Raw genomic sequence first — 24,099 nt, 5'->3', positions numbered from 1 at the left:
GGTTAGTAGCCCACCGTGACGGGAACCTTCTCGAGTCCGGCCGCAGCATCCTGGATCGCCACCACGGACACGTCATTCCGGCCCTGTTTTCCAAGGAGCATCGCGCCGTAGACGGGATCGCCGGCGGCGGAAACCACGTAGCCCGCAATCACCGTGTCCCCTGACTTTGCCGGGAGCTCGATCACCGATGTGGTGCCACCGGCAAGGTCCAGGTCAACGGCCTTGCCTACCTTGCCGTCGGCCGTGACAGGAGCGTAGTTGACCGTGGCGCGACCCTCGGGCACTCCAAAGCTCAGGGAGCGTACCCCATCACGTGGAACGGCCACCAGGTGCTGGCTACCCAGCCGCGCCGATGCCGGTGACCACGCAAAATCCGTGGCGTCTTCAGCCTTCGCGCCACGGGTAACCCTGGTCGATGCCACAAACGAAACGTCTGAGCTGGCACGGACTGTGTAACTGCCGGCCGGAACGCCATCAAGATTCATCGTGGCTACGGAACCACCCTTGACCGTGACCACTCCCCCGTTGGGAAGCTTCCGCTCGCCATTGGCGCCGTACAGGCTGACCTGCACCACTGCGTCCGTTGAACCGGGAACAGCGATCTGGAGGGCCGGCACTGCGTCTGAGAACCCGGGCTTTGCGGAGAGGGCTTTGATCCCATCGGCGTCCTGGATGTCGACGCCGGACATCACCTGGACGTTCGAAGGCCCGTCGCCCGGGGAAAGGTACTCGACTCCCCCGGGAGCGAGCCCACGCAGCACACTTTGCTGAATGATTCCCGCCACCGGACCGCCCGTGCTGCGTACGTGGACAGCCAGCTGCGATTCTCCGGGGGCCAGCCCTGCAAGGTTCAAGGACCGGGTGGTTCCGGGAGCTACCAGCAGTCCCCTGGCGCCCGGGGCCTGGATCTGGCCTTCGTAGCCGAAGAGGTCAAGGTTCACCGTGGCCGGGGTTTCCGAGGGGTTACTCAGGTTGAGCACCGCGGTGCGGCCAACGGATGTGTTCGCCCCCTGCAACCACGAATCATTGCTCGGCGGCTGGCACTGCGCAGACGCCAGGCCACGGAGGTCGCCGTCCGTGGCCGAATAGCTGAGGTTGGCGGCCATGGACGCCTGCTCGTTTCCAAGGGGCGCTGCTTCCACCACAGATGGCGAGGTCACGGGACTGATGGACGCCACGCCCGCTGCAAGAACCGGTGGCCCCGCCGTCGGCGTAGGTGTGCTCGTGGGAGTCTTGGCGATCTCTGCCACTGCCCCGCCACCCAGGGCGGTGACCTTGCTGCCCGGAACAGTTCCAGCGGGGTTGCTCAGGACCACAGCATTGAGGGCACTTGAGGCCGTGGTCGAGACGGGACTGAAATCGGCGTCCGTACCGACCACCGTCCCGCTGACCAGCCGCGCCGGTTCGGGGCAGACTCCGAGGGCCCGGCCGGCCGGAACGTCAGCCTGACGGATGTCGGTGCCGGTACCGCCGGAAGGGCCGGGAACCATGGACGTGGCAGCCACAGCGCCTCCGCCGGCAGCCAGGATGACCACAGCCGAGAGCACCCCGGTAACCATGCCCGAGTTGGACCGCCGCGGACCCTTAGCGCGGGAGGACTTTTCGCTGCGGGAGGGCTTCTCGCTGCGGGAGGAGTCCTCGGCCGGATTCGCCTCAGCCGCCGGTTTGGCTTCGTCGGCCTTGTTTTTCTGGTCCTCAGACACTGCTGTACTCCTTACGGAGGGATACTTCGTCCCTCGACATGCCCGTGCGGGAACGGCGGGCCGGCATGGGAATCGCCAGCAGGACTGTCAATGCGATGACCACCACCTGCAGGATCCCCAGCCACACAGCCCACGGGTTCGCGTAGCGGATTTCCAGCTCGCCGCCACCGGCCGGCAGGTCAAATGCCTGCGACCACCCGGACGTTGTCGCCGTCAACGGCTTGCCGTCCAACACAGCCGACCAGCCGGGATCAGCGCGTTCGGCCAGGACCACTTTCCTGCCGTCATCTCCGGCTGGAACGCTGGCCTTTGCCGAAACGTCGTCAGAAGGCAGCGTCCCCACTGTGGCGCCTTGGCCATTGACGATGCGGACACGATGCGCCGCATCAGCTGCACTGGCAGCTGCTTGGCCGCGGGGGGCGACCCGCCACAGCCAGCCCGCATCCGTTTGACCCACGGCAACCAGCCCCGGGACGGCGTCGATCCTGCTCGCGGTCAGTTGGTCGGCGTTGTCCGCGGCCTTGAGCACTACGAAACCCGCAGCGAGTTGTTCGAGATCGGGACGGGGATCCACGCCCGTGCTGGCCACAATCGTAGCCACGGCCCTCCGCAAGGATGCGGTAGCTGCGTCATCGCTCGTAAGTTCCTCACGACCCGGTGCACCAATGATGGTCCTGGCCGAAGCGATCGTGGACAGGCTGTCCAGCGTTGTTCCGGCTCCGCGCATGAGTGAGGACGTGAATGCGCCTTGCTCTCCGCTGGTGATCACCAGGGTTCGCGTACGTTCTGGCCCTTGGCCACGATCGACGGCGGTAGCGGGCAGCGTGCCGGACTCCGTGGGCCACACTTGGCGGTGGGCGCCCAGGGACGAAGCCGACTGCGGGGTTTTGGAAGCCGGGGAGCCCGTGGAGGTCGAAGGTTGGAGGACGTTCTGCGCAGCCCAGGCTCCCATTCCCGCCAAAGGCCCGGCAACAAGCAGGATCACCACGACGGCCGAAGCAGCGCGTCGCAGCGGAAGCTTCCGGCGGGCAGCATCAGAGGTTCTGCGGCTCGCAGTGAAGATCTTCTCAGCGCCAAGCAAGGCAGCACCGAGCAACAGCATCCCGGAGGCAGACACGGACGGGCCGGTGAAGGGCCCAACGATGACGTTGTTGTTGACGCCCGTGGCCACGTGCCCGACGAGCCAGCCGCTTCCCAAGGTGGCCAGGGCAGCCAACCAGAAAACCCGCGCCAGGGCTGTGCGCTTACCGGGCAGGAACAACGCCGCCACGGCGAGCAGCACCACGGGCACACCAATGAGCAATGCCAGGATCAACGCCCATGGCACAGGGCCGGAACCGAACAGCGAAAGTCCCGTCAGGCCGCCGTCGATCTTGAATGCCGCCGGCTGGCCGAGCAACTGCTGCCACAACGGGGCCGCATCAAAACCGAGGGGAAGCCCGGGATCGGCCAGCAGGGAGCGGGGCCTGTCGAGTACGGAAAGGCCGTAGGGAAGGAACAACGCAAGAGTGGGCAGCAACGACCACCACATGGTTTTGCCGCGCTTCCCCAGGACCACGGCAGCCAGGATGACTGCGACGACGACAGGGCCCAGCAACGATGGTGCCGAAGCCGTGACAACAGCCATAGCCAAACCTGCGGCCGCTGCTGCCGTCCACGAGGGTGTCCCGTTAATGCCGGGTTTGCTGCGGACCGGAGCGGGCTTGGGACCGGACATTGCGTGTGCCTGGGCTGCCGCTGAATGCGGTGCCTTCGATTGTCCGATGGCCGAACCCGAGGCCCGCACCAACGCGAGCAGCAGCAGCGGCATCATCAGGTGGGCCACCAAAGCGCCGATGCGGCCTTCATTGATGGAAATCAGGAGGGTCGGAGCGCCTGCCCACACCAGGGCTGCGACGGTCCGGAACCTGCGTTTGGTGGTCAATGCGCCCGATGCAAACCAGGCGCCAACTGCGGACAACGGCATCGCGAGGATCAGGAGCCACGCCATGGCCGCGTTACCGTCCCCGCCGCCCAGGAGGGACAGGATCCACAAGACGTAGCCGAACGGATCACCATGGCCCGGCAGGCCGGCACCAAGGGAAATCCACCAGGTGGATGCATTGGCCCAGATCTCCGCCGGGGATTGCGAGAGCGGCAGGAGCCCACCCCCGGTAACAGGACCGGAACGAAGGAGCCCCAGCAAACCAACGACAGCTGCAGCGAGGGCGATGCATGCTGCGGCAACAGCGCCAGTCCCTACCCAGCCCCGCTCGTTCGTGGCCAGTGCTGTGAAGTCATCTGCGGCATCTCCGCTGGGCTCGGGAGCCAGGAGGTCGCTGGAGGGCTGGGAGTCCTCGCCGGGGCGAATGGCTTCAAGCAGGGATCGCCGGTGGGCCCGGACCTCACGCGTCGGAGTCTGGAGGCCGCGCACTACGGAACGATGGACCCTCCGCGTCCTTGCAGCGACCCGGCGCCCCCGGGCAATCGCAACAGGACGGACCAACGCTGCAATGGTGGCCGTGAACTGCGAGAAGCCGTACCCCGGCTCCTTCACCAGGATGCTCAGGACCAGCCGGACGACAGCTCCGAAGAAGGCACCAACAGCCTGGAAAGGCAGCTTCCACCAAGGCGTGTGCTTGAGCCGAAGGTGGATCTGGGCTTTTCGGGCTGCCGAAGACGTGCCCAGGCCCTGGGGGCGGTGCTCCACATGGAACATCCGGGCAGAGGGCACGACAACCACGCGGTTGCCGGCCAGCCAATTCCGCCAGCAGAAATCGACGTCGTCGCCGCTGCCGGGCAGCGCGGGATCGAAGCCGTCCAACTGCTCCCAGACATCCCGGCGGATCAGCATTCCGGCCGAGTTGACGGCGAACGTGTCCGACCGGGCGTCGTACTGCCCTTGGTCCACTTCATCGGCATCGATCAGGGTGAGGCGCTCGGCCCAGCGGCTCGTTGAAAGCCCAACATCCACGAGGTGGCGTTCGTTGGCCCAACCCAGCTGCTTGCAACCGGCAACGGTCACCGACGGCGCGCGCTCCACGGCGTGGAGCAGCTCTGCCAGCGCATCCGGAGCCGGGGCGGCGTCATCGTGCAGGAGCCAGATCCACTCCACCGCCTGGCCGTCGCCGGACCTGGTTCCTGCAGGGGCAAGCTCCTGCAGGCCCGACCGGACAGCGGCGCCGAAGCCGGACTTCGCTTGGTGGAAGGTGGAGACATTGCCTTCGCCGAAGGCAGCACGGAGCAGGCCCAGGGAGTTATCCGTGGACCCCGTATCAATGCCAATGGCGGCATCTGCCGAACGCGTCTGGTCCGACAATGCCGCCAATGTCCTGGGCAGGTAGTTACCGCCGTCGTGGGAAACTACGACGGCGGTAACGTGCACTTCCTTGAGAATTAGACCGCTCGCTTCCTTAGCCGACGGCGCTCCCGCTCGGAAAGCCCGCCCCAAATACCGAACCGCTCGTCATTGGCCAGAGCGTATTCCAAGCACTGTGAGCGCACGTTGCAGGCTCCACAGACTTTTTTGGCATCCCTGGTGGATCCACCCTTCTCGGGGAAGAACGCTTCGGGATCGGTCTGCGCACACAGCGCGTCCGTCTGCCAGCCAAGCTCGCCTTCGTCGTCGAATTCCCCCTGGCCGGGGAGACCGATCCAGACGGGCTGCCCGGGCGTCTCAAGCGGACGGCGCAGCTCCATGGGAGGATCGTCGAGGTCATCTTCCGGGCCAGACGGCAGGTCACCGATCAACGCCTCATGTGCGGCGAGGAGGGCCGTCGCCTGGTCCTCCAAAGACTGCTGCACATTCTGGTTGTAACGGTCTGCCGCTTCCGGATCCGCAGGGTCCACGTACCAGTCACCCGGCACTTCCCGCGAACGGTATTTCACCGACGCATGTTCTGCGACGACTGCATCTTCCTGGATACGCAACGCTTGCCCCATGGCGTCCCTCCTGAGTTTGCAGCTGCTGCTTGGATGTATTTCCGACCCCCGGTGGTGTTCGGGATGTCTGTGCAGCGGCGTTGATTACTAATTACACGCGTGTAACTACAGTCAGTCAAGCCGCGACGGGATAATAATCAAGAAGCTGTGGAAAAGTGGGATGCGCCACGCCCAAGATCCTGCGCCTTGCCCCAATCGAAACCAGCGGGAAACGGGACCGCTGAATCGCTTGTGTGAACATTCGTTGAATTTCCGCGGAATCGGCAAAGGCACGACGGACACCACCAGCGACTGGACAAACCCGCCTGTAGCGCAAATCACATCCGACGCCTTGTTGCCGGTAGTGGCGCGGAACCGCCGTGGCAGGATTGACCCATGAGCATTCCGGCAGTGAACTTGATGACCACCCTCCGGTCCGGGCACTCAACATCGCCCCGACTCACCTGGTACGGCCCCGACTCCGAGCGGGTGGAACTGTCCGGGCGCGTTTTGGACAACTGGGTGGCAAAAACAAGCAACCTGCTCCAGGACGAACTCGACGCCGAACCCGGCATGGCCATCCGCCTGGACCTGCCGGCCCACTGGAAGTCTTTTGTATGGGCTCTCGCCGCCTGGCAGCTGGGAATGGAGGTCGTGCTGGACGACACCTCCGCGGACCTTCTGGTCACCGACAAGCCCGACGACGGCGCCGGGGCCGGCTTCGATGCCGTGGTCGCCGTTCCGCTCGCGGCACTTGCGATGCGCTGGCCCGGTGAGCTGCCATCCGGCGTCGTGGATTATGCGGCGGAAGTCCGCTCCCATGGCGATGTCTTCATGGCCCATAACGAACCCGGGGCTGACAGCTCCGCCGTGCGGGGTTCTGCCGGGCACCGGCATTCGGAACTCCTGGAGGGATTCGCTGCCACGCAGCAGCCGTCAGTCCGCCTCCTGGTGCGCACCAAGGACGGACTGGAATCATGCCTCGCCTCGGCTTTGGGTGCCTGGAAAGAGGATGGTTCCGTAGTGCTTGTCCATGACGATGTGGAGGTCACCGACCACCTTCTGGACAACGAGCGTGTCAGCCGCCCGTAAGTTCGTCCGCGTGTGGCCTCAGGAACACGGACCCGTCAGGGATTCTTGATGGTGGGGAGCTCGCCCGTTGCCGGGTTGCCCGCTCCCGCTTCCGCGCCGGCTTTGGCCTTGGGGTGGATATCCAGAAGTTCGTGGTCGTGCGAAAATTCCGGTTCCTGATCCAGTTCCTTGTTGAAGACCAGGAAGCGGTAGGCAAAGAACCGGACTACCGTGGCCACAAGAATGCCCACTACACCGGCCGCAAAAAGCAGGTTCTTGTCCGTGATGTTCAACCAGTAGTTGGCAATGAACGTGAAGCCCGTCGAGATTCCGATGCCGATGCCATTGATAATGACGAACATCACGAACTCGCGCACGACGTTGTCCTGCCTGCGATGCCGGAAAGTCCAGAACCTGTTGGCGATCCACGAGAAGATTGTTGCCACCACGGCACCAACAAAACGCGCTTTGGACGGGCTGTCCGTCATCGGGCCGTGCATCAGGTAGTACGTGAGGCCGTTGTCGATAACGAACGCAACACCACCAACAGCGCCGAACTTGGCCACTTCGCGCCAGAAGAGCGAAGCAAGTCCGCGGATGCGATCTGCAAGTGTGGTGATCATGACCCTCCATGGCCGTTGAAAGTGGGCCGATGGGCCTTGACCATTTTAGCGCCGATTTCCACGTACTGCCCGGGAGTACGCTGTGAGAACGCCAATAGAGGGTAAAGAACCGGGGATAAAAGCGCCCAAATGAGCCACAGAATCAGTGATCCTGCCGCTGGTTCGGTAGGCTGAACCTTGTGACTTTTCCAGTAATTGGCGTTGTTGGCGGCGGCCAACTCGCACGAATGATGGCTCCGCCCGCTACCGCATTGGGCTTCGAACTGCGCGTTTTGGCCGAAGGCGAGGACGTTTCGGCGGTTGCCGCCGTGGCTACCGCCCCCATTGGCGACTACAAGGACCTGAACGCTCTCCTGGAGTTTTCCAAAGGCCTGGACGTTCTGACGTTCGATCACGAACACGTCCCCACGGGGCACCTGCGAGCCCTGCTGGATGCCGGCGTGAACGTTCAGCCCGGTCCCGATGCCTTGGTCAACGCCCAGGACAAGCTCGTGATGCGGGCCGCCATCGACCGGCTGGGCCTGCCCAACCCGGAATGGTCTGCCGTGCACACCGTGGACGAGCTCGTTGCCTTCGGGGACAGGATCGGCTGGCCAGTAGTGCTGAAAACGCCACGCGGCGGCTACGACGGCAAGGGCGTCAGGATTGTCGACTCCGCCGCCGAGGCCTTGGAGACCGAGGACTGGTTCCAGGCCATGAGTCCCCTGCTGGCCGAAGCGAAGGTGGACTTCAGCCGCGAGCTCTCCGCCCTGGTGGCTCGCACTCCCAGCGGTGAGTCCCGCGCCTGGCCCGTGGTGCACACCATCCAGGTTGACGGCGTCTGCGACGAAGTCATTGCCCCGGCCCAGAATATTGCCGTGGAAGTCGCTGCCGCTGCCGAGGAAGCCGCGCTCCGCATCGCCAACGAGCTTGGAGTCACGGGCGTGATGGCCGCGGAGTTGTTCGAAACTCCGGGCGTCGGCGCTGGATTCCTGATCAACGAGCTGGCCATGCGTCCGCACAACACCGGCCACTGGACCCAGGACGGATCCATCACCAGCCAGTTCGAACAGCACTTGCGTGCAGTTCTCGACCTGCCGCTGGGGGCTACCGATGCACTGGCTCCTGTAGTTGTCATGAAGAACTTCCTCGGCGGAGAAAACCAGGATCTCTTCAATGCCTTCCCCTTGGCTTTGGCGTACGAACCGGCCGCCAAGGTGCACTCCTACGGCAAATCCGTTCGCCCGGGCCGCAAGATCGGTCACGTCAACCTCGTCGGCAGCTCCGTGGCCGACGTCGACTCCGTACGTGAGCGCGCAACCACAGTGGCCAACATCATCCGTGACGGCCGTACGCCGCAACAGACCCCCCTCGAGGAGACCGTATGACGACCACACCGCAGGCCCCGCTGGTAGGACTCGTCATGGGCTCGGACTCCGACTGGCCCGTCATGGAGGCAGCGGCGGACGCCCTGGCCGAGTTCGGCATTCCTTTCGAAGCCGACGTGGTCTCCGCCCACCGCATGCCCACCGAAATGATCAGCTACGGCCAGACCGCCCACGAGCGCGGCCTTCGCGTCATCATTGCCGGTGCCGGCGGCGCTGCCCACCTCCCGGGCATGCTGGCATCAGTAACGCCGCTTCCCGTTATCGGTGTTCCCGTTCCGCTCAAGACACTGGACGGGATGGACTCCCTGCTGTCGATCGTGCAGATGCCGGCCGGCGTTCCGGTAGCCACCGTGTCCATCGCCGGTGCCCGCAACGCAGGGCTCCTGGCCGTACGCATGCTCGCATCCGGCACCGACGAACTGGCCGAAAAGCTCCGGGGCGAGCTGCTCACCTTCGCCCAGGAACTGAACGATGTAGCCAGCAAGAAGGGCGAGAACCTTCGCCGCAAAGTAGAAGAAGTCTTCTCCCCGGCCAACGCTTCAGCCCGGAGCACCCGCTAGGAAGGCAGCGGATGACTACCATGCACAAGTCCCCGAATCAGCCCGGTTCCGCCCTGACTGATCCAGTCCGCTACCCATCCGGCGCCAGCGCACCGGTGCGGACCAAACGCGCCTTCGTGCTGGTCCTCCTCACCCTCTTTGTTCCCGGCAGCGCCCAGATCGTCGCAGGCGACCGCAAGCTCGGCCGGCTGGCCCTGCGCGTGACGCTCACGGTATGGGCGCTGGCGCTGGTGACCATCGTCATTGCGGTGGCCAACCGGACACTGCTGTTGAGCATCGTGACCCACCCGGTCGGGTCGCTGTTCATCATTGTGGTCCTGGTGGCTCTCGCCCTGGGATGGGCGTACCTGTTCCTCAACACCCTCCGGATCATCAGGCCAACGCTCCTGGCTCCCGGGATGCGTCCCATCATCGCGGTCGTGGTGGCAGTTTCCACCATCCTCGCAAGCGGATCGCTGGGATACATCGCCTACGTCCTGAACGTGAGCCGCAACGCGATCGGCAGCATCTTCGAAGCCGGCCCTGCGATCGACCCCGTGGACGGCAGGTACAACTTCCTGATGATGGGCGGCGACGCCGGAGATGACCGTACCGGGCGACGTCCGGACAGCCTGTCCGTCATCAGCGTCGACGCGAAAACCGGCGAGAGCGCCATCATCTCCGTCCCCCGCAACCTCCAGAACGCGCAGTTCAGCGAGGGCTCCCCCATGCGGAAGATCTACCCGGACGGCTACAACTGCGGCGACGAATGCCTCATCAATGCCGTCAACACCGAGGTCACCAACAAGTACAAGGAACTTTACCCGGGCGTCCAGGACCCCGGCGCACAAGCCACCCTGGAGGCTGTCTCCGGCACGCTGGGCATCACAGTCCAGGCGTACGTCCTGGTGGACATGGACGGCTTCGCCAAACTTATCGATGCCATGGGCGGCATCCGCATCAAGGCCGGCGGCTGGGTACCGATCAGCGGCCCGGTCACTGACGAGGCCAACGGCATCCACGGCATGCCGGACGGCTGGATTCCGGCCGGGGACCAGCACCTGGATGGCTTTCACGCCCTTTGGTACGGACGTTCCCGGGAATTCGTGGACGACTACGCCCGGATTGCGCGGCAGCAGTGCGTGCAGCAGGCCATGCTCAAGCAGTTGGACCCTGCCACCCTCCTGACCAAGTTCGAGGACATCGCCAATGCCGGAACCAAGGTGGTTGATTCCAATATTTCGTCCAACCAGCTGGGCAGCTTCGTGGATCTCGCACTGAAGTCCAAGAACCAGCCGGTCAAACGCCTCACCATCGGCCCACCGGATTTCGACGCTTCCTTCTCCACGGTTCCCGACTTCGACGTGATCCACTCCAAAGTCCAGGAAGTGCTGGCATCCTCGAGCAACAGCCCCAAGGCCAGTGACGCCGTCGTGCCTTCCGGCGGGCGCGGTGCTGCCGCGGGAGCCTCAGCTGCCGGCCCGGTAGTAGCCGCCGGAGCTGTCAGCCCCCTGGCACCTGCAAGCCAGGTGCCGTCGCCGTCGGCCGACTTCACTCCCGTGACCACCACCCCGGACGGCACACCGATCACCATCGAATTGTTGAACGGCCTCAAGGCCCAAGGCGATGAACAAGGCATCCGCGACCTCGTGGCCACCAACGGCCAGTGCGCACCCCTGTAAGTTCCACCCACGTTCAGCGCAACGATAAGGACTTTCTTCGTGTACCAGATTGAGAATGTTTTGCGGCCCTACGCGTGGGGTTCGACGACGGCGATCGCCGAACTGCTCGGACGGCCGGCCTCAGGCGGTCCCGAGGCCGAAATGTGGATCGGAGCCCATCCGGACTCCCCCTCCACAGCCATTCACCCCAACGGCGTCACCCAGCCCCTGGATGCCCTGATCGCCTCCGATCCCCAGCGCACCCTGGGCTCGGAAAGCCTCGCAGAGTTCGGCCCCCGCCTGCCGTTCCTCACCAAGCTCCTGGCAGCAGAACAACCGCTGTCCCTGCAGGTCCACCCCAGCCTGGAGCAGGCACGGGAAGGATTTGCGCGCGAGAATGCCGCCGGAATCGCCCCTGACGCCGCGGATCGCAACTACCGGGATGACAACCACAAGCCGGAGATGATTTTTGCCCTCACGCCGTTCAAGGCGCTGTGCGGCTTCCGCGCCCCGGCAGATTCCCGCGCCATCTTCGAGCACCTGGCCCACGTCCTGGACTCCGCCGCTGTCGACGTTCCGCAGGTGATCACCGACGTCGCCTCCGACCTCGCGCAAACCGATCCAACGGCGGCACTGAAGGCCGCCTTCAGCCGCCTGATCCAAGGTGGCAGCGAGGTCTCCGATGCCATCGACGAGGTTGTCGCCGTCCTGGCAGCAGGAGCGCCCCTGGAGCCCCACCGCCAGGCACTGACGGCGATGCTCGACATCAACGAAGCCTTCCCCGGCGACCCTGGCGTGCTCATTTCCCTGCTCCTGAACCACCTGTCCCTGGAGCCCGGAGAGGTTGTCTACCTCCCGGCGGGCAACGTCCATGCCTACCTGCACGGGCTGGGCGTCGAAGTCATGGCGTCCTCGGACAACGTCCTTCGCGGCGGCCTCACGCCCAAGCATGTGGACGTTCCGGAGCTCCTGAAGACCGTCCGCTTCGAAGCCCTCGGCGTTCCGCGCGTGGAAGCCAGCGGGACGGAATTCGGACAGGAACTGTACCGTCCGCCCTTCAAGGAGTTCCAGCTGCAGCGCATCGAACTCGCCCCCGATGCCGCACCGGTGCCGTTGGCCCAGACCGGACCGGCCGTCGTCGTGGTTGTGTCCGGTTCCGTGCTGCTCGACTCGCCCAAGAGCGATCTCCAGCTTGGTCGCGGCTCCGCCGCTTTCATCCCCGACATCGAGGCTCCCGTCAACGTCCACCCTGTCCAAGGTGCCACCGGGACCAGCATCGCCTTTGCCGTGACCACGGGCTTGGGGAACTAAGGCATGGAATTCTTTCTTCAAACGCCCGCGTGGGCGGCAGTCCAGCGTTCCCTGGGGCGCCGCGTGCACGAACAATCAGGCCCGGGCTGGAGCTTCCTCGCCATCGAGGAAAAGAACCCGGCCGGCAAAGTCATCTACGCCCCTTACGGGCCGGTGGCAGATTCGGTTGAGGCCTTCGACGCCGCCACGGCAGCCCTGGTGGCTTTGGCAAAGGCAGAGCACGCAGTGTTCGTCCGCATGGAACCCGCTGCGGCAGGTTTCACGGCGGCCGACGCCGGTCCTCTCCTTCGCGCCCGCGGCCTGCGGCCCGCGCCGGTCAACCAGCAGCCGGAGCTCAGCTGGGTGGTGGACCTGGAAGGGGATTTCAAGGATGTGCTTGCCGGCATGAAGCCGACCAACCGCAACCTGTACCGGAATATCCACAAAAAGGGCGTGACGTTCCGGGCTTCCCAGGACCCGTCGGACATCTCGATCCTGCTGCACTTCCTGCACCTGACCGCCGCACGGAATGGCTTCAAGCCGCAAAGCGACGAGTACCTGACCCAGGTGGCGGCGTCGTTGTTGCCTTCAGGTGCCGGAACCCTGTTCATCGCCGAGTTGGAGGGTGAGCCCATCGCGGCCGCCTTCGCCTACGATTCGGCAGACACCCGGGTCTACGCCCACGCCGCCCTGGATGACACGCACCGAAAGCTCAGTGCCGGCATCCCGCTCCTGGTCACGCTCATGGCCGACGCCAAGGAGAAGGGCCTCAAGCACGTGGACCTCTGGGGTGTGGCACCCGAGGACCAGCCCGACCACAAGTGGGCCGGCTTCACGGCCTTCAAGAAGTCCTTTGGTGGCCGCGAAGTCTCGTACCCCGGCACCTGGGACCTCCCTGTCAACAAACTCCGTTACGGCGCCTACCAGCTTGCCCGGAAGGTCCGCGACAAGCTCCGCTAGGGGCGGCGGTATTGGTGGAGTGGCGTGCCTCTGCGACCCACTTTGGGCCCGCCCGGAAGGGGACACGCCGGTGGTTACGGCGTGTCCGGCGGCCCACGGCGGCAAAACAGGTAGCGACGGCACACGCATCGGCACGCTCCGGAAAGCCCGACGTCGGGCACTCACCCATGTGCCGCGTGTCCGGCTGCCCACGTCGGCAAAGTAGGTTGTGGCGGCACGCCCATAAACCTCTCCCCACCCAAAAATGCGCGAAGCCGAAGCCGGGCGGGCACAAAGAAGGACGGCGGGTATCGCGAAAGCGGCATCAGATCGACGAGGTACGAGGAGATAGCCGCCGAGCGATGCCCGCCGTCCTTCAGTTGCCAGGTGAGGTTAGGCCTTGCGCGCGTACGTCTCCCACTTGGATGCGTGGTGCTCAGCATCAACGAAGCGCACTGTGCCCGACTTCGAACGCATCACGATGGACTGCGTCAGGACACGGTCCTTCTGGTAGCGGACGCCGCGCAGGAGGTCGCCGTCGGTAATGCCGGTGGCTGCGAAGTAGCAGTTGTCCGAGGTAACGAGGTCGTTGGTGGACAGGACACGGTCGAGGTCGTGTCCGGCGTCGATCGCCTTCTGCTTCTCTTCGTCCGACGTCGGCCAAAGGCGGCCCTGGATAACGCCGCCGAGGGACTTGATGGCGCACGCTGCAACGATGCCTTCAGGCGTGCCGCCGATGCCCATGAGGGCGTCGACGCCGGTGCCCGAGCGTGCAGCTGCGATGGCGCCTGCGACGTCGCCGTCCATGATGAACTTGGTGCGTGCCCCGGCTTCGCGGATCTCTTCGACCAGCGGACGGTGGCGGTCACGGTCAAGGATCATGACGTTGAGCTGGTTGACCTTGACGCCCTTGGCTTTGGCGATCAGGTGCAGGTTCTGCTTGACGGGCAGGCGAAGGTCCACCATGTCGGCAGCTTCGGGACCCGTGACGAGCTTCTCCATGTAGAAGACAGCCGAGGGGTCGAACATTGAGCCGCGCTCGGCAACTGCAAGCACTGCCAGGGCGTTGTTGATGCCCAGCGCGGTGAGGCGGGTTCCATCGATGGGGTCGACTGCAACGTCACACTCGGGACCAGTGCCGTCGCCAACCTGTTCGCCGTTGAACAGCATGGGGGCTTCGTCCTTTTCGCCTTCACCAATCACCACGACGCCGTTGAAGTGGACGGTGTGAAGGAACGAACGCATGGCGTCGACGGCGGCGCCGTCGGCTTTGTTCTTGTCGCCGAAGCCTACCCAGTGGCCACCGGCAATAGCCGCGGCTTCGGTGACTCGGACGAGTTCAAGCGCAAGGTTGCGGTCGGGTTCGTCGATGCCGACGGCGAGCGACGGCGAAATCGTGGAATACTGCTGGGTCATTGGTGCAGGAGACACTTGAACCTCTTCTTCGAGTGACGATTCACGGGACCGGACAAGGTTGCACAAAGGCAACCCGGGGTTCCTCTACCAACGATCATAGTCGCCACGTCCACTGAGGGTGGTTGAATGACCACCGGCCGCAATACCGGTGGTGAGGTTGCCCGATGTGTGTTCCCTGCCCCAATAAGGGATCATTGAGGGGTGAGTGAAACGCAGGACAAGTCCGCTGCCGTTAACCAACCTGAAGCCGCGGCGGCCGACCCCATCAATGCCCAGGAAGCCCCCTTCAAGCCCGTGATTGCGGCGAAAGCTGCCAAACGGGCCAACGCCTCCGTCATTGGCATGGTCATCGCCCTTCTGGTCTGCGTACTGGCTTTCCTGCCCATCGTATTGATGAATCCCGCACCCAAGGGTGAGGGCTTCAGGCCCGCCATTGACGTGGCTTCCATCGCCAAAAACGCCGAAGGTGTGGCGGGATTCACACCCGTGACGCCGGATACGGGCGACACATTCCGCCCGAATTACGCCCGCTGGGAGTCGGGAAGCGGAACGGGCGTCCCCACCTGGGAGGTTGGTTTCCTCACTCCAAAGGAAGCCTTCATCGGCCTCACCCAGACCAATAAAGCCAATCCCACCTGGACCCTGCAACAGACCGGCAACCTCCCGGTGACCGGTACCCGCAATGCCGGTGGGCAGGATTGGGAACTGCGCGACTCCGGCAAGGAAAAGCGCAGCATGGTCCTTGAGTACAAGGGCACCACCATCATCCTGAGCGGCACGGCAAGCCTTGAGGAATTCGCGACGCTGGCCGCCGCCGTCGTGAAGTCCGCAGACCAGGCGACGGCGACCGTGTCACCATCGGCTCAAAGCAGCGCAACAGTTTCACAGCCCGCAACGCCTGCACCGTAAAGTAATAAGGTGCCTACTAAACTGACTCCAGCCCTGGCCTGGCAACGCCTCCGCGAGGGCAATGAACGATTTGTTTCCGGCGAATCCCGGCATCCGAACCAGGATGCTTCCCGCCGCTCGTCCCTGCTTGAGGGCCAGAACCCCTTTGCCGTGATCTTCGGCTGTGCGGATTCACGGCTTGCGGCAGAGATCATCTTCGACCTCGGCCTGGGTGATGCCTTCGTGGTGCGCACGGCCGGTCAGGTGATCGATGACGCCGTCCTGGGTTCGCTCGAGTACAGCATCAGCGAACTCAAGGTTCCCCTGATCGCCATCCTCGGCCACGACAGCTGCGGCGCCGTGACAGCCACGAAGGGCGCAGTGGAAACCGGTGAAATGCCCCCGGGCTTCATCCGCGACCTCGTTGAGCGCATCACCCCCTCGGTCCTCACCGCCAAGCGCAACGGCCAGGAGGACGTCAACGACATGGTGGTGGAGCACGTCAAGCAGACCGCTGAACGGCTCGCGGACAGCTCACGTGTGATTTCCGACGCCATTGAGGATGGGCGCGTGGCCGTCATCGGCCTCTCCTACAAACTCGGCGAGGGCCAAGCTGCCCTTGTTTCCGCGATCGGCGAGCTCTAGGAAGACGTGCCCCGGCCACCTGGCCGGGGCACGTAGCACTCCCCTGCGGGTTTTTGTGAGGCGTCCAATCGCCATAAGCTAGCCCCATGACTTCCACCACTGAGTTCCGTATTGAACATGACACGATGGGCGAAGTTCGCGTCCCCGTGAACGCCCTGTACCGCGCCCAGACGCAGCGTGCTGTGGAGAACTTCCCCATCTCCGGCAAGACGCTTGAGCGCACCCACATTGAAGCCCTTGCCCGGGTGAAGAAGGCAGCCGCATTGGCGAACGCTGAGCTGGGGGTGCTCGATGGCGAGCTCGCCGAGGCCATCGCCGCAGCAGCCGATGAGGTTGCAACCGGCAAGTACGACGGCGACTTCCCGATTGACGTCTTCCAGACCGGCTCGGGCACGTCCTCCAACATGAACACCAACGAGGTCATCGCCGAGTTGGCCTCCCGCGCCCTCTCCGCTGCCGGCAGCGACAAGGTGGTCCACCCCAACGACCACGTCAACGCTTCGCAGTCCTCCAACGACGTCTTCCCGACGTCCGTCCACGTTGCCGCCACCTCGGCCCTGATCAACGACCTGATCCCGGCCCTTGAGTACCTGGCAGCTTCCCTGGACCGCAAGGCCGTGGAGTTCAAGGACGTCGTCAAGTCCGGCCGTACGCACCTCATGGATGCCACGCCGGTCACCCTTGGCCAGGAATTCGGCGGCTACGCAGCACAGGTGCGCTACGGCATTGAGCGCATCAACGCAGCCCTCCCCCGCGTTGCCGAAGTTCCCCTTGGTGGCACCGCCGTCGGAACCGGCATCAACACCCCGGCCGGCTTCCCGGAGCGCGTCATCGAACTCCTCGCAGCCGACACTGGCCTGCCGCTGACCGAAGCCCGCGACCACTTCGAGGCCCAGGCCAACCGCGACGGCCTCATCGAAGGGTCCAGCCAGCTGCGCAACATCGCGATCTCCTTCATGAAGATCAACAACGACCTCCGCTGGATGGGTTCTGGCCCCAACACCGGCCTCGGCGAAATCGCCATCCCCGACCTGCAGCCGGGGTCCTCGATCATGCCCGGCAAGGTCAACCCGGTCATCTGCGAAGCGTCCATCATGGTCTGCGCACAGGTTATCGGCAACGACACCGCCATCGCCTGGTCCGGCACCAACGGCGCCTTCGAGCTCAACGTCGGCATTCCCGTCATGGCCGCCAACCTGCTCGAGTCCATCCGCCTGCTGGCCAACACCAGCCGCGTCATGGCCGACAAGATGATTGACGGCATCACCGCCAACGTGGAGCGCGCCCGCTTCCTGGCCGAGGCTTCTCCGTCCATCGTGACGCCGCTGAACAAGTACATCGGCTACGAAAACGCTGCCAAGATCGCCAAGATCGCCGTCAAGGAAGGCCTGACCATCCGCCAGGCCACCGAGAAGCTCGGCTTCGTCGGTGAAGGCGAAGGCAAGGTTTCCGAGGCTGACCTCGACAAGGCCCTCGACGTCACCACCATGACGTCCCCGGCCCACAAGGCCTAACTGCCGGAGCAAGACCCAAAGCACGACGACGGCCGGCACCTTTCCCACGGAAGGTGCCGGCCGTCGTCGTGCCCGGAGTTTTTGTACACCTAACGCCCTTAAGAAGCCTCTTTAGGGTCATTAGGTGTACAAAAACTCCAGAAGGATTTTGCACTTTGAGGTCTAGGGTGCAAAACTTTACTTTGTGAGCAATAGTGCAAATATCGACGGCGGCCTCCGCGAGCGCAAGCGGGCCGCGACGCGGACGGCGATCACCGCCGTCGCGCGTTCCTTTACGGCCGCCCGTGGCCTGAACGGTTTCACCGTCGAGGAAGTCTGCGAAGAAGCAGGGATCTCGCGCCGGACCTTCTTCAACTACTTCCACACCAAGGAAGACGCCGTGATCGGTTCGTTCTCGGATGAACTTCCCGAGGACGTGCTGGAGGCGTTCAACGAGAACCCGTCCCGCACACCCGGCAGCATCTCGGGCACCCTCCTGGCAGCACTGCACGTCCTTACGGTGACCTTGATGGAGCGTTCGTCCATCAGCCGCACGGAAGTCCGGCAGTTCATTGCCGCCGTTACGGCCGAACCTCAACTCCTCGCACGGCTCACAGTCGAAGGGGAGGCCCGGGAACGGCAATTCGCCGCACTGGTGGCCGCCCGCGAAGGCCTGGATCCCGAACACCCCGAGGTCATGACAGCAACAGTGCTGTTCGGTGCGGTTTCCAAGAAGACGGCCCAGCAGTTCTTCTCAGAGGACAACACGCGCAGTTACCGCGGGATCCTCGAACAAAACCTCAATGCCGCGCGGAAACTCTTTGCCCAGCCGCTGGCCACGAACCACCAACTGGGCAACAACCCCCTTGAAACCCCGAAGGACCCCGCATGAGTACACTCCCGAAGGCAGCAGAACCACTGCTGCTGACCCAGAAACGTATCTGGATCATCTTCTCGGCGCTGATCGCAGGCATGCTCCTGTCCAGCCTCGACCAAACAATCGTCTCCACGGCGATGCCCACCATCGTGGGCAAACTCGGCGGCGTGGAACACCAGGCCTGGATCACCACGGCCTACCTCCTGGCCACCACCATCGTGATGCCGATCTACGGGAAGTTCGGTGACATCCTCGGGCGCCGCAACCTGTTCCTGGTTGCCATCGCGCTGTTTACGCTCGCGTCCGTGGGCTGTGCTTTCGCCACTGATTTCTGGGGCTTCGTGATTTTCCGTGCCATCCAGGGCCTGGGCGGCGGTGGCCTCATGATCCTCTCGCAAGCCATCATCGCTGACATCGTTCCGGCGAAGGAGCGCGGCAAGTACATGGGCCCCCTGGGCGCCATCTTCGGTCTCTCGGCCGTAGCCGGTCCCCTGCTGGGTGGCTTCTTCGTTGACCACCTCACCTGGGAATGGGCGTTCTACATCAACATCCCCATTGGCATCGCTGCATTCATCACGGCGTGGTTCACCCTGACCCTGCCGAACAAGAAGGCCGAAAAGAAGATCGACATTCTGGGCGTCATCTTCCTCTCCGCAGCCACCACCTGCCTGATCTTCTTCACGGACTTCGGCGGCAAGAAGGACGAAGGCTGGGATTCTCCCCTGACGTGGGCCTTTGGCGCAGGCATGGTCCTCGCCGCTTTCGCCTTCGTCATGGCTGAGCGCCGTGCCGAGGACCCCATCATTCCGCTGAGCCTGTTCAAGAACCCCATTTTCATCAACGCCACAGCCATCGGCTTCACGCTGGGCCTGGGCATGTTCGCAGCCATCGCGTTCGTTCCCACGTTCCTGCAGATGTCCTCCGGGACCTCCGCCGCCGAATCAGGCCTCCTGATGCTCCCGATGATGGTAGGCCTTATGGGCACCTCGATCTTCTCCGGTATCCGGATCTCCAAGACGGGCAAGTACAAGCTGTACCCGATCATGGGCGCTGCCCTGACCATCCTGGCCATGCTCTGGCTGACCACATTGACCGCCGAGACGCCGATCTGGATGATCTGCGTGCAGCTGTTCATCTTTGGTGCCGGGCTGGGCCTGATCATGCAGGTGATCGTGTTGGTGGTGCAGAATTCCGTACCGGCTGACCAGATCGGCACGGCAACGAGCACCAACAACTACTTCCGCGAAGTAGGTGCCTCCCTGGGCGTCGCTGTCTTTGGCTCCATCTTCACCAACCGCCTGGCCGAATCGCTCACCAAAGCCTTCACGGGCGCAGGGGCATCGGCCGAGCAAGCATCCCAGTCCACCAGCACCCTGGACCCGCAGGCACTGGCACAACTGCCGGAGCAGTTGCGGGACGCGATCGTGAACGCCTATGCCGACTCCCTAGCGCCGGTGTTCTGGTACTTGGTTCCATTCATCGCCATTGCACTGATCCTGGCGATCACGTTGAAGCAGATTCCACTCTCCGATACTGCGGGCATGGTGGCCCGTGGCGAAGCCATCGGCGGTGCCGAAGCCGAAGAGCTCGAAGCGGCCCGCCGCTAGGCAGGTTGCTGAGCCCGCGCTACTCAGTCTGGTACGCCACGGGGCCCTCGGGCTCCGTGGCAAGCCGGATGGCTTCAAGGTTCCCGGCGCTCATGTCGGGAAGTTCGTCCAGAGCAAACCATCCCACCGCAAGGGACTCGTCGTCGTTGACCCTGGCGTCTCCGGAGACATACCTGCAGCGGAAGATGATGTCCAGGAAGTCGCAGACGTCACCATTGGGGAAGGTCACCGGACCAACAACGCCGACGCCGACGATCCGCTCTGTCTCTGCCACCACCGCTGTTTCCTCGAAGATTTCGCGCACCAGCCCCGGTGCCGGATGCTCCCCCGGCTCCAGCATTCCCGTAATGAGGGCCCAGTGCCCGTTGTCGGCCCGTTGGCCCAGCAGCACCCTGCCTTCGTCGTCTAAGACCACACCCCGGACGGCCGGGAGCCACAGAGGGTCATGCCCAATCTTCTCCCGCAGTTTCAACACGAAATCCGGTGCACCCATGGGTCAGCGTTCCTCACAAGAATTCTCGATCCTGCCGCTGTTGCAGCCTTGCTGACAGGCTAGTCTCATGCGGGCAGCAGCACCATTGCGGCGGCCGCACCGGCGAGCATGAAGGGGCCGAACGGGATCGCCGAGCGAAGTGTCCCCCGACGCGTAGCCAGGACTACCAGGCTCCACAGCCCGCCCAGGAGGAACGCCGCAAAGGTGCCCGCGAAGACATGGCTCCAACCGAGGTAACCAAGGTAAAGCCCCAGCACTCCGGCCAGCTTCACATCCCCAAAGCCCATCCCGGGCGGATGGATGAACCGCAGGACAAAGTAGAAAAACCACAGAACCGCGCCGCCGGCCAGTGCTGCCAGGCCCGGCACTCCGAACAGTGCCGCCGTGGCCGGGTGCCCCACTCCCGCATCCGGGACGGCTTTCGACACAGCAGCGGCCAGCAACAACACTCCCGCCACGCCGTAGGACGGGAGCACGATCCGGTTCGGCAGCAGGTGGCTTCGGATGTCTATGACGGTGAGCCTGACCGCCATCACCACGAAATATAGGCACGCAGCCGCCAACAGCCAGAACGCCAAAGGGCTGTCTGACCAGAGTTCGGATAGTCGCCGGATCACCCTCGGATGCTACCCCGATTTGCCCGTCCAGCCCGCTTGAACGTCTGGGTAAACTGTGGATATGGGGCGCTACAGTGCAGATGTACAGGGCTTTGACTTGTCCTCCACATTCCGGAATCTATGCCGCTCTTCGCCATGGAAATGGACAACCCTGCGGTTTGAGTACCTTGAGCGGCCTGGAACCGGAGCCGACATTGTCAGAGCCTGGCTTCGTCGCCCCGGAGCCCTCCGCCTCGAGACATGCGATGGGCAGTTGCTGCACAGCACCACCGGTATCAACGACTCCCGGGATGACATGTACGTCAGCGCCACACGCCGCTCCTGGCTGCTTCCCGCGCACCTGGTGACCCCTGTTTACGACGACGCCGGGCTGGTCCGACGTCGTCCCGAGGCTCTCTACGGAGAACCTTCCTTCGGTAACGGTCGCCTCGCCGCAGCATTGGATCCCGTTGAGCTGGCAGGAAATTCTCCCGTTCCCCTCGAGTTCCCCGACACCAACCGCGTCTTTTTCGAAGAGCCCCGCACAGTGGATCACGAAGGCCGTCCGGCCTTGGAAACCATCGTGACTCCAAGCAGGACCCATGTACCGTCAGATCCCGCCCAACCCCTGGTTCACCCCGGAAGGACATTGATCAGGATCGACGCCGGAACGGGGGTATGCGTTGCCAGCCAAAGCCTGGACGGCGATACGTCCGGTGTGGGCCATTGGCTGAAGATCCTGGGGGTGGACGAGTACATGCTGGACGACCTGTTCCTGGCCGAGTCGATGAACCTGACGGATGTCCGCCGCCACATTCCCTGGGACATAGGGCCGGCCGCCTGAGGGCTCTCCGGCTTTTCGGGTTAGGCTACGGCGATGACATCGCTGGCAGACATATGGCCCCCGTTCGGACTCACCCTCACCACCCCGCGGTTGACTGTCCGTCCGATTCTCGACGACGACATCCCCGCCGCCGTGGACGCGGCCAGGTCCGGCATCCACGAACCCGGCAAGAGCCCCTTCAGCATGCCTTGGGCCGAGATGCCGGCGGACGAGCTGGCCCCCAACATGGCCCAGTGGTACTGGCGCTGCCGCGGCAACTTCACAAAGGACGATTGGACCCTCCTCCTCGCGGTCTGGAACGATGACGAATTCCTGGGCGTCCAGGACCTTGGGGCCAAGAACTTCAAGACCCTCAGGACCGTCAGTACCGGCTCCTGGCTCAAGCAGTCCGCGCAGGGCCAGGGCTTCGGCAAGGAGATGCGTGCCGCCGTCGTGAGCTTTGCGTTCGACTATCTGGACGCCGAAGTGGCCGAATCCGACGCAGCCGTCTGGAACGGGAAATCGCTGGGTGTCTCCACAAGCCTTGGCTATGAACCCAACGGCGTCTTCCGCGATGGCTGGGGCGACAAGGTGGAGGAAGTCCAAAGGGTCCGTCTCACCCCTGCCACCTTCAAACGCCCCGACTGGACCCTCCAGGTACAGGGCCACGAAGGACTGAAAGCCTACCTGGGGCTTTGACGCCGAAGGGCCGTGGTCCGGCGAACCGGACCACGGCCACGAGCGGGCAACAACAGCTTAGATTTCCGCCCCTTCCAGAAGCTCCGTCACGAGGGCCGCGATCGGCGACCGTTCGGAGCGGGTCAGCGTGATGTGACCGAAGAGCGGATGTCCCTTGAGGGTCTCCACCACTGCAGCCACGCCATCGTGCCGCCCCACCCGGAGGTTGTCGCGCTGGGCGACATCGTGGGTGAGGACGATCTTGGAGTTCTGGCCGATGCGGCTCATCACTGTGAGGAGGACGTTCTTCTCCAGCGACTGTGCCTCATCCACGATGACGAAAGCGTCATGCAGCGAACGCCCGCGGATGTGGGTCAACGGAAGGACCTCAAGCATGCCGCGGTCCATGACTTCTTCCACGACTTCCTGGCTGACCAGGGCGCCGAGGGTGTCGAACACGGCCTGCGCCCACGGGTTCATCTTTTCCGACTCGGATCCCGGCAGGTACCCCAGTTCCTGGCCGCCCACAGCGTAGAGCGGCCGGAAGACCACCACCTTGCGGTGCTCCCGGCGTTCCAGCACAGCTTCCAGGCCCGCACAGAGGGCAAGGGCAGACTTTCCGGTGCCTGCCCGTCCGCCGATGGACACGATGCCCACCGAAGGATCCATCAGCATGTCGATGGCCAGCCGTTGCTCGGCTGAGCGGCCGTGGAGACCGAAGACGTCCCGATCGCCCTTGACCAGACGGACCTGCTTGTCCGCCCCAACGCGGCCCAAAGCGGAGCCCCGGTTGGAGAGAAGGACCAGCCCGGTGTTGACGGGAAGTTCGGCCGCCGCCGGTATGAAGACCGGCTCGTGCCCGTAGAGCGTGGTGATTTCGTCGTCGTTGGCTTCAATCTCAGCCATGCCGGTCCACCCGGAGTCCTTGACGAGTTCATTGCGGTACTCGTCTGCTTGCAGACCCATGGCCGAGGCCTTGACCCGCATAGGGAGGTCCTTGGACACCACTGTGACGTTGTGGCCCTCGTTGGCCAGGTTCTTGGCCACAGCCAGGATCCTGCTGTCGTTGTCGCCCCCGCGGAAACCGGCAGGGAGGACGTCCGGGGAGATGTGGTTCATCTCGACCCTGAGGAGTCCGCCGTCTTTGCCCAGCGGAATGGCCCGGTCCAGTCCCCCATGTTCGATCCGGAGGTCGTCCAGGAGACGCAAGGCTTTCCGGGCGAAATAGCCCAATTCGGGATCGTGGCGTTTTCCTTCGAGCTCGCTGATTACCACGATGGGAACGATGACCTCGTGCTCGGCGAACCGCAACAATGCGTGGGGATCGGAAAGCAGGACGGAGGTATCGATCACATAGCTGCGGCCCGTGGCGGACGTTGCCGCCCGCGCTTTTTGTGGGACCCGCTTGGCGCGAGAGGTAGCTGCACTTTCCCCGTCGGAAACCATTGCGGGCAGTTGCTCAGAAATAGCCACATCGACTCCAGCCCCGG

Annotated in this window: 21 protein-coding genes; 13 read left to right on the top strand and 8 right to left on the bottom strand. The window is 64.0% G+C overall.

Annotated features, from left to right (window positions below; translation table 11 throughout):
- Positions 1-2: 2 nt before the first annotated feature.
- The 3 genes from N5P29_RS06630 to N5P29_RS06620 are packed head-to-tail and all read right to left on the bottom strand — an operon-like array spanning position 3 to position 5,624.
- On the bottom strand, positions 3-1,703 hold the full coding sequence (locus tag N5P29_RS06630) for a DUF5719 family protein (RefSeq protein WP_262277832.1): 1,701 nt from the start codon (positions 1,701-1,703) through the stop codon (positions 3-5).
- Complete coding sequence (locus N5P29_RS06625) at positions 1,696-5,067, bottom strand: glycosyltransferase (RefSeq protein WP_262277831.1); 3,372 nt, start codon at positions 5,065-5,067, stop codon at positions 1,696-1,698. Before N5P29_RS06625 ends, N5P29_RS06630 begins: the two co-directional genes overlap by 8 nt.
- Positions 5,068-5,078: 11 nt before the next feature.
- Entirely contained in the window at positions 5,079-5,624 is a 546-nt protein-coding gene (locus N5P29_RS06620; RefSeq protein WP_144661921.1) for a WhiB family transcriptional regulator, read from the bottom strand.
- Positions 5,625-5,999: 375 nt separating this feature from the next.
- Between N5P29_RS06620 and N5P29_RS06615 the strand changes: the two genes are divergently transcribed.
- Positions 6,000-6,695, top strand: a complete 696-nt coding sequence (locus N5P29_RS06615) for a TIGR03089 family protein (protein ID WP_262277830.1) — start codon at positions 6,000-6,002, stop codon at positions 6,693-6,695.
- Positions 6,696-6,730: 35 nt separating this feature from the next.
- On the opposite strand, the gene N5P29_RS06610 is transcribed toward N5P29_RS06615, so the two are convergent.
- Positions 6,731-7,297 carry a GtrA family protein gene (locus tag N5P29_RS06610; protein WP_262277829.1) on the bottom strand — a complete coding sequence of 189 codons (567 nt, stop codon included), beginning with the start codon at positions 7,295-7,297 and terminating at the stop codon, positions 6,731-6,733.
- Between the two features lie 227 nt (positions 7,298-7,524).
- On the opposite strand from N5P29_RS06610, the gene N5P29_RS06605 reads away from it, so the two are divergent.
- The 5 genes from N5P29_RS06605 to N5P29_RS06585 are packed head-to-tail and all read left to right on the top strand — an operon-like array spanning position 7,525 to position 13,114.
- Positions 7,525-8,664, top strand: coding sequence for a 5-(carboxyamino)imidazole ribonucleotide synthase (locus tag N5P29_RS06605; RefSeq protein WP_262278522.1), 1,140 nt, complete (start codon positions 7,525-7,527; stop codon positions 8,662-8,664).
- Positions 8,661-9,224 carry a 5-(carboxyamino)imidazole ribonucleotide mutase gene (purE, locus tag N5P29_RS06600; RefSeq protein WP_262277828.1) on the top strand — a complete coding sequence of 188 codons (564 nt, stop codon included), beginning with the start codon at positions 8,661-8,663 and terminating at the stop codon, positions 9,222-9,224. The genes N5P29_RS06605 and purE overlap by 4 nt, the downstream gene beginning before the upstream one ends.
- Before the next feature lie 11 nt (positions 9,225-9,235).
- Positions 9,236-10,885: an LCP family protein gene (locus tag N5P29_RS06595; RefSeq protein WP_262277827.1), complete on the top strand. Its 1,650-nt coding sequence runs from the start codon at positions 9,236-9,238 to the stop codon at positions 10,883-10,885.
- Between the two features lie 39 nt (positions 10,886-10,924).
- Complete coding sequence (manA, locus tag N5P29_RS06590; RefSeq protein ID WP_262277826.1) at positions 10,925-12,175, top strand: mannose-6-phosphate isomerase, class I; 1,251 nt, start codon at positions 10,925-10,927, stop codon at positions 12,173-12,175.
- A 3-nt stretch (positions 12,176-12,178) separates the two neighbouring features.
- Positions 12,179-13,114 (top strand): lipid II:glycine glycyltransferase FemX, encoded by a 936-nt coding sequence (locus N5P29_RS06585; RefSeq protein ID WP_262277825.1) that lies wholly within the window; start codon positions 12,179-12,181, stop codon positions 13,112-13,114.
- Between the two features lie 372 nt (positions 13,115-13,486).
- On the opposite strand, the gene glpX is transcribed toward N5P29_RS06585, so the two are convergent.
- A complete protein-coding gene (gene glpX, locus N5P29_RS06580; protein ID WP_186313628.1) occupies positions 13,487-14,509 on the bottom strand; it encodes a class II fructose-bisphosphatase in 1,023 nt (340 codons plus the stop codon).
- 201 nt (positions 14,510-14,710) lie between these two features.
- On the opposite strand from glpX, the gene N5P29_RS06575 reads away from it, so the two are divergent.
- The 5 genes from N5P29_RS06575 to N5P29_RS06555 all read left to right on the top strand — a co-directional run bounded on the left by N5P29_RS06575 (position 14,711) and on the right by N5P29_RS06555 (position 20,019).
- A complete protein-coding gene (locus N5P29_RS06575) occupies positions 14,711-15,418 on the top strand; it encodes a DUF4245 domain-containing protein (RefSeq protein WP_262277824.1) in 708 nt (235 codons plus the stop codon).
- Between the two features lie 9 nt (positions 15,419-15,427).
- Entirely contained in the window at positions 15,428-16,042 is a 615-nt protein-coding gene (locus N5P29_RS06570) for a carbonic anhydrase (RefSeq protein ID WP_144661913.1), read from the top strand.
- Positions 16,043-16,128: 86 nt separating this feature from the next.
- Positions 16,129-17,556, top strand: coding sequence for a class II fumarate hydratase (locus N5P29_RS06565; protein WP_144661912.1), 1,428 nt, complete (start codon positions 16,129-16,131; stop codon positions 17,554-17,556).
- 184 nt (positions 17,557-17,740) lie between these two features.
- A complete protein-coding gene (locus tag N5P29_RS06560; protein WP_262277823.1) occupies positions 17,741-18,427 on the top strand; it encodes a TetR/AcrR family transcriptional regulator in 687 nt (228 codons plus the stop codon).
- The gene (locus tag N5P29_RS06555) at positions 18,424-20,019 is read left to right on the top strand and encodes an MDR family MFS transporter (protein WP_262277822.1); all 1,596 of its coding nucleotides are present in this window, start codon (positions 18,424-18,426) and stop codon (positions 20,017-20,019) included. Before N5P29_RS06560 ends, N5P29_RS06555 begins: the two co-directional genes overlap by 4 nt.
- Before the next feature lie 19 nt (positions 20,020-20,038).
- On the opposite strand, the gene N5P29_RS06550 is transcribed toward N5P29_RS06555, so the two are convergent.
- Entirely contained in the window at positions 20,039-20,512 is a 474-nt protein-coding gene (locus N5P29_RS06550; protein WP_262277821.1) for an NUDIX hydrolase, read from the bottom strand.
- 65 nt (positions 20,513-20,577) lie between these two features.
- Complete coding sequence (locus N5P29_RS06545) at positions 20,578-21,129, bottom strand: prepilin peptidase (protein ID WP_262277820.1); 552 nt, start codon at positions 21,127-21,129, stop codon at positions 20,578-20,580.
- A gap of 61 nt (positions 21,130-21,190) precedes the next feature.
- Between N5P29_RS06545 and N5P29_RS06540 the strand changes: the two genes are divergently transcribed.
- Both N5P29_RS06540 and N5P29_RS06535 read left to right on the top strand, forming a co-directional pair.
- Positions 21,191-21,952: a hypothetical protein gene (locus N5P29_RS06540; RefSeq protein WP_262277819.1), complete on the top strand. Its 762-nt coding sequence runs from the start codon at positions 21,191-21,193 to the stop codon at positions 21,950-21,952.
- A gap of 33 nt (positions 21,953-21,985) precedes the next feature.
- Entirely contained in the window at positions 21,986-22,630 is a 645-nt protein-coding gene (locus N5P29_RS06535; protein WP_262277818.1) for a GNAT family N-acetyltransferase, read from the top strand.
- 57 nt (positions 22,631-22,687) lie between these two features.
- On the opposite strand, the gene N5P29_RS06530 is transcribed toward N5P29_RS06535, so the two are convergent.
- Complete coding sequence (locus N5P29_RS06530; RefSeq protein WP_262277817.1) at positions 22,688-24,082, bottom strand: RNA 5'-3' helicase PhoH2; 1,395 nt, start codon at positions 24,080-24,082, stop codon at positions 22,688-22,690.
- Positions 24,083-24,099: the final 17 nt, after the last annotated feature.

Source organism: Paenarthrobacter sp. JL.01a, from assembly GCF_025452095.1.
In the GTDB taxonomy this organism is placed as follows: domain Bacteria; phylum Actinomycetota; class Actinomycetes; order Actinomycetales; family Micrococcaceae; genus Arthrobacter.
This window is presented reverse-complemented; position numbering and strand designations above follow the sequence as displayed.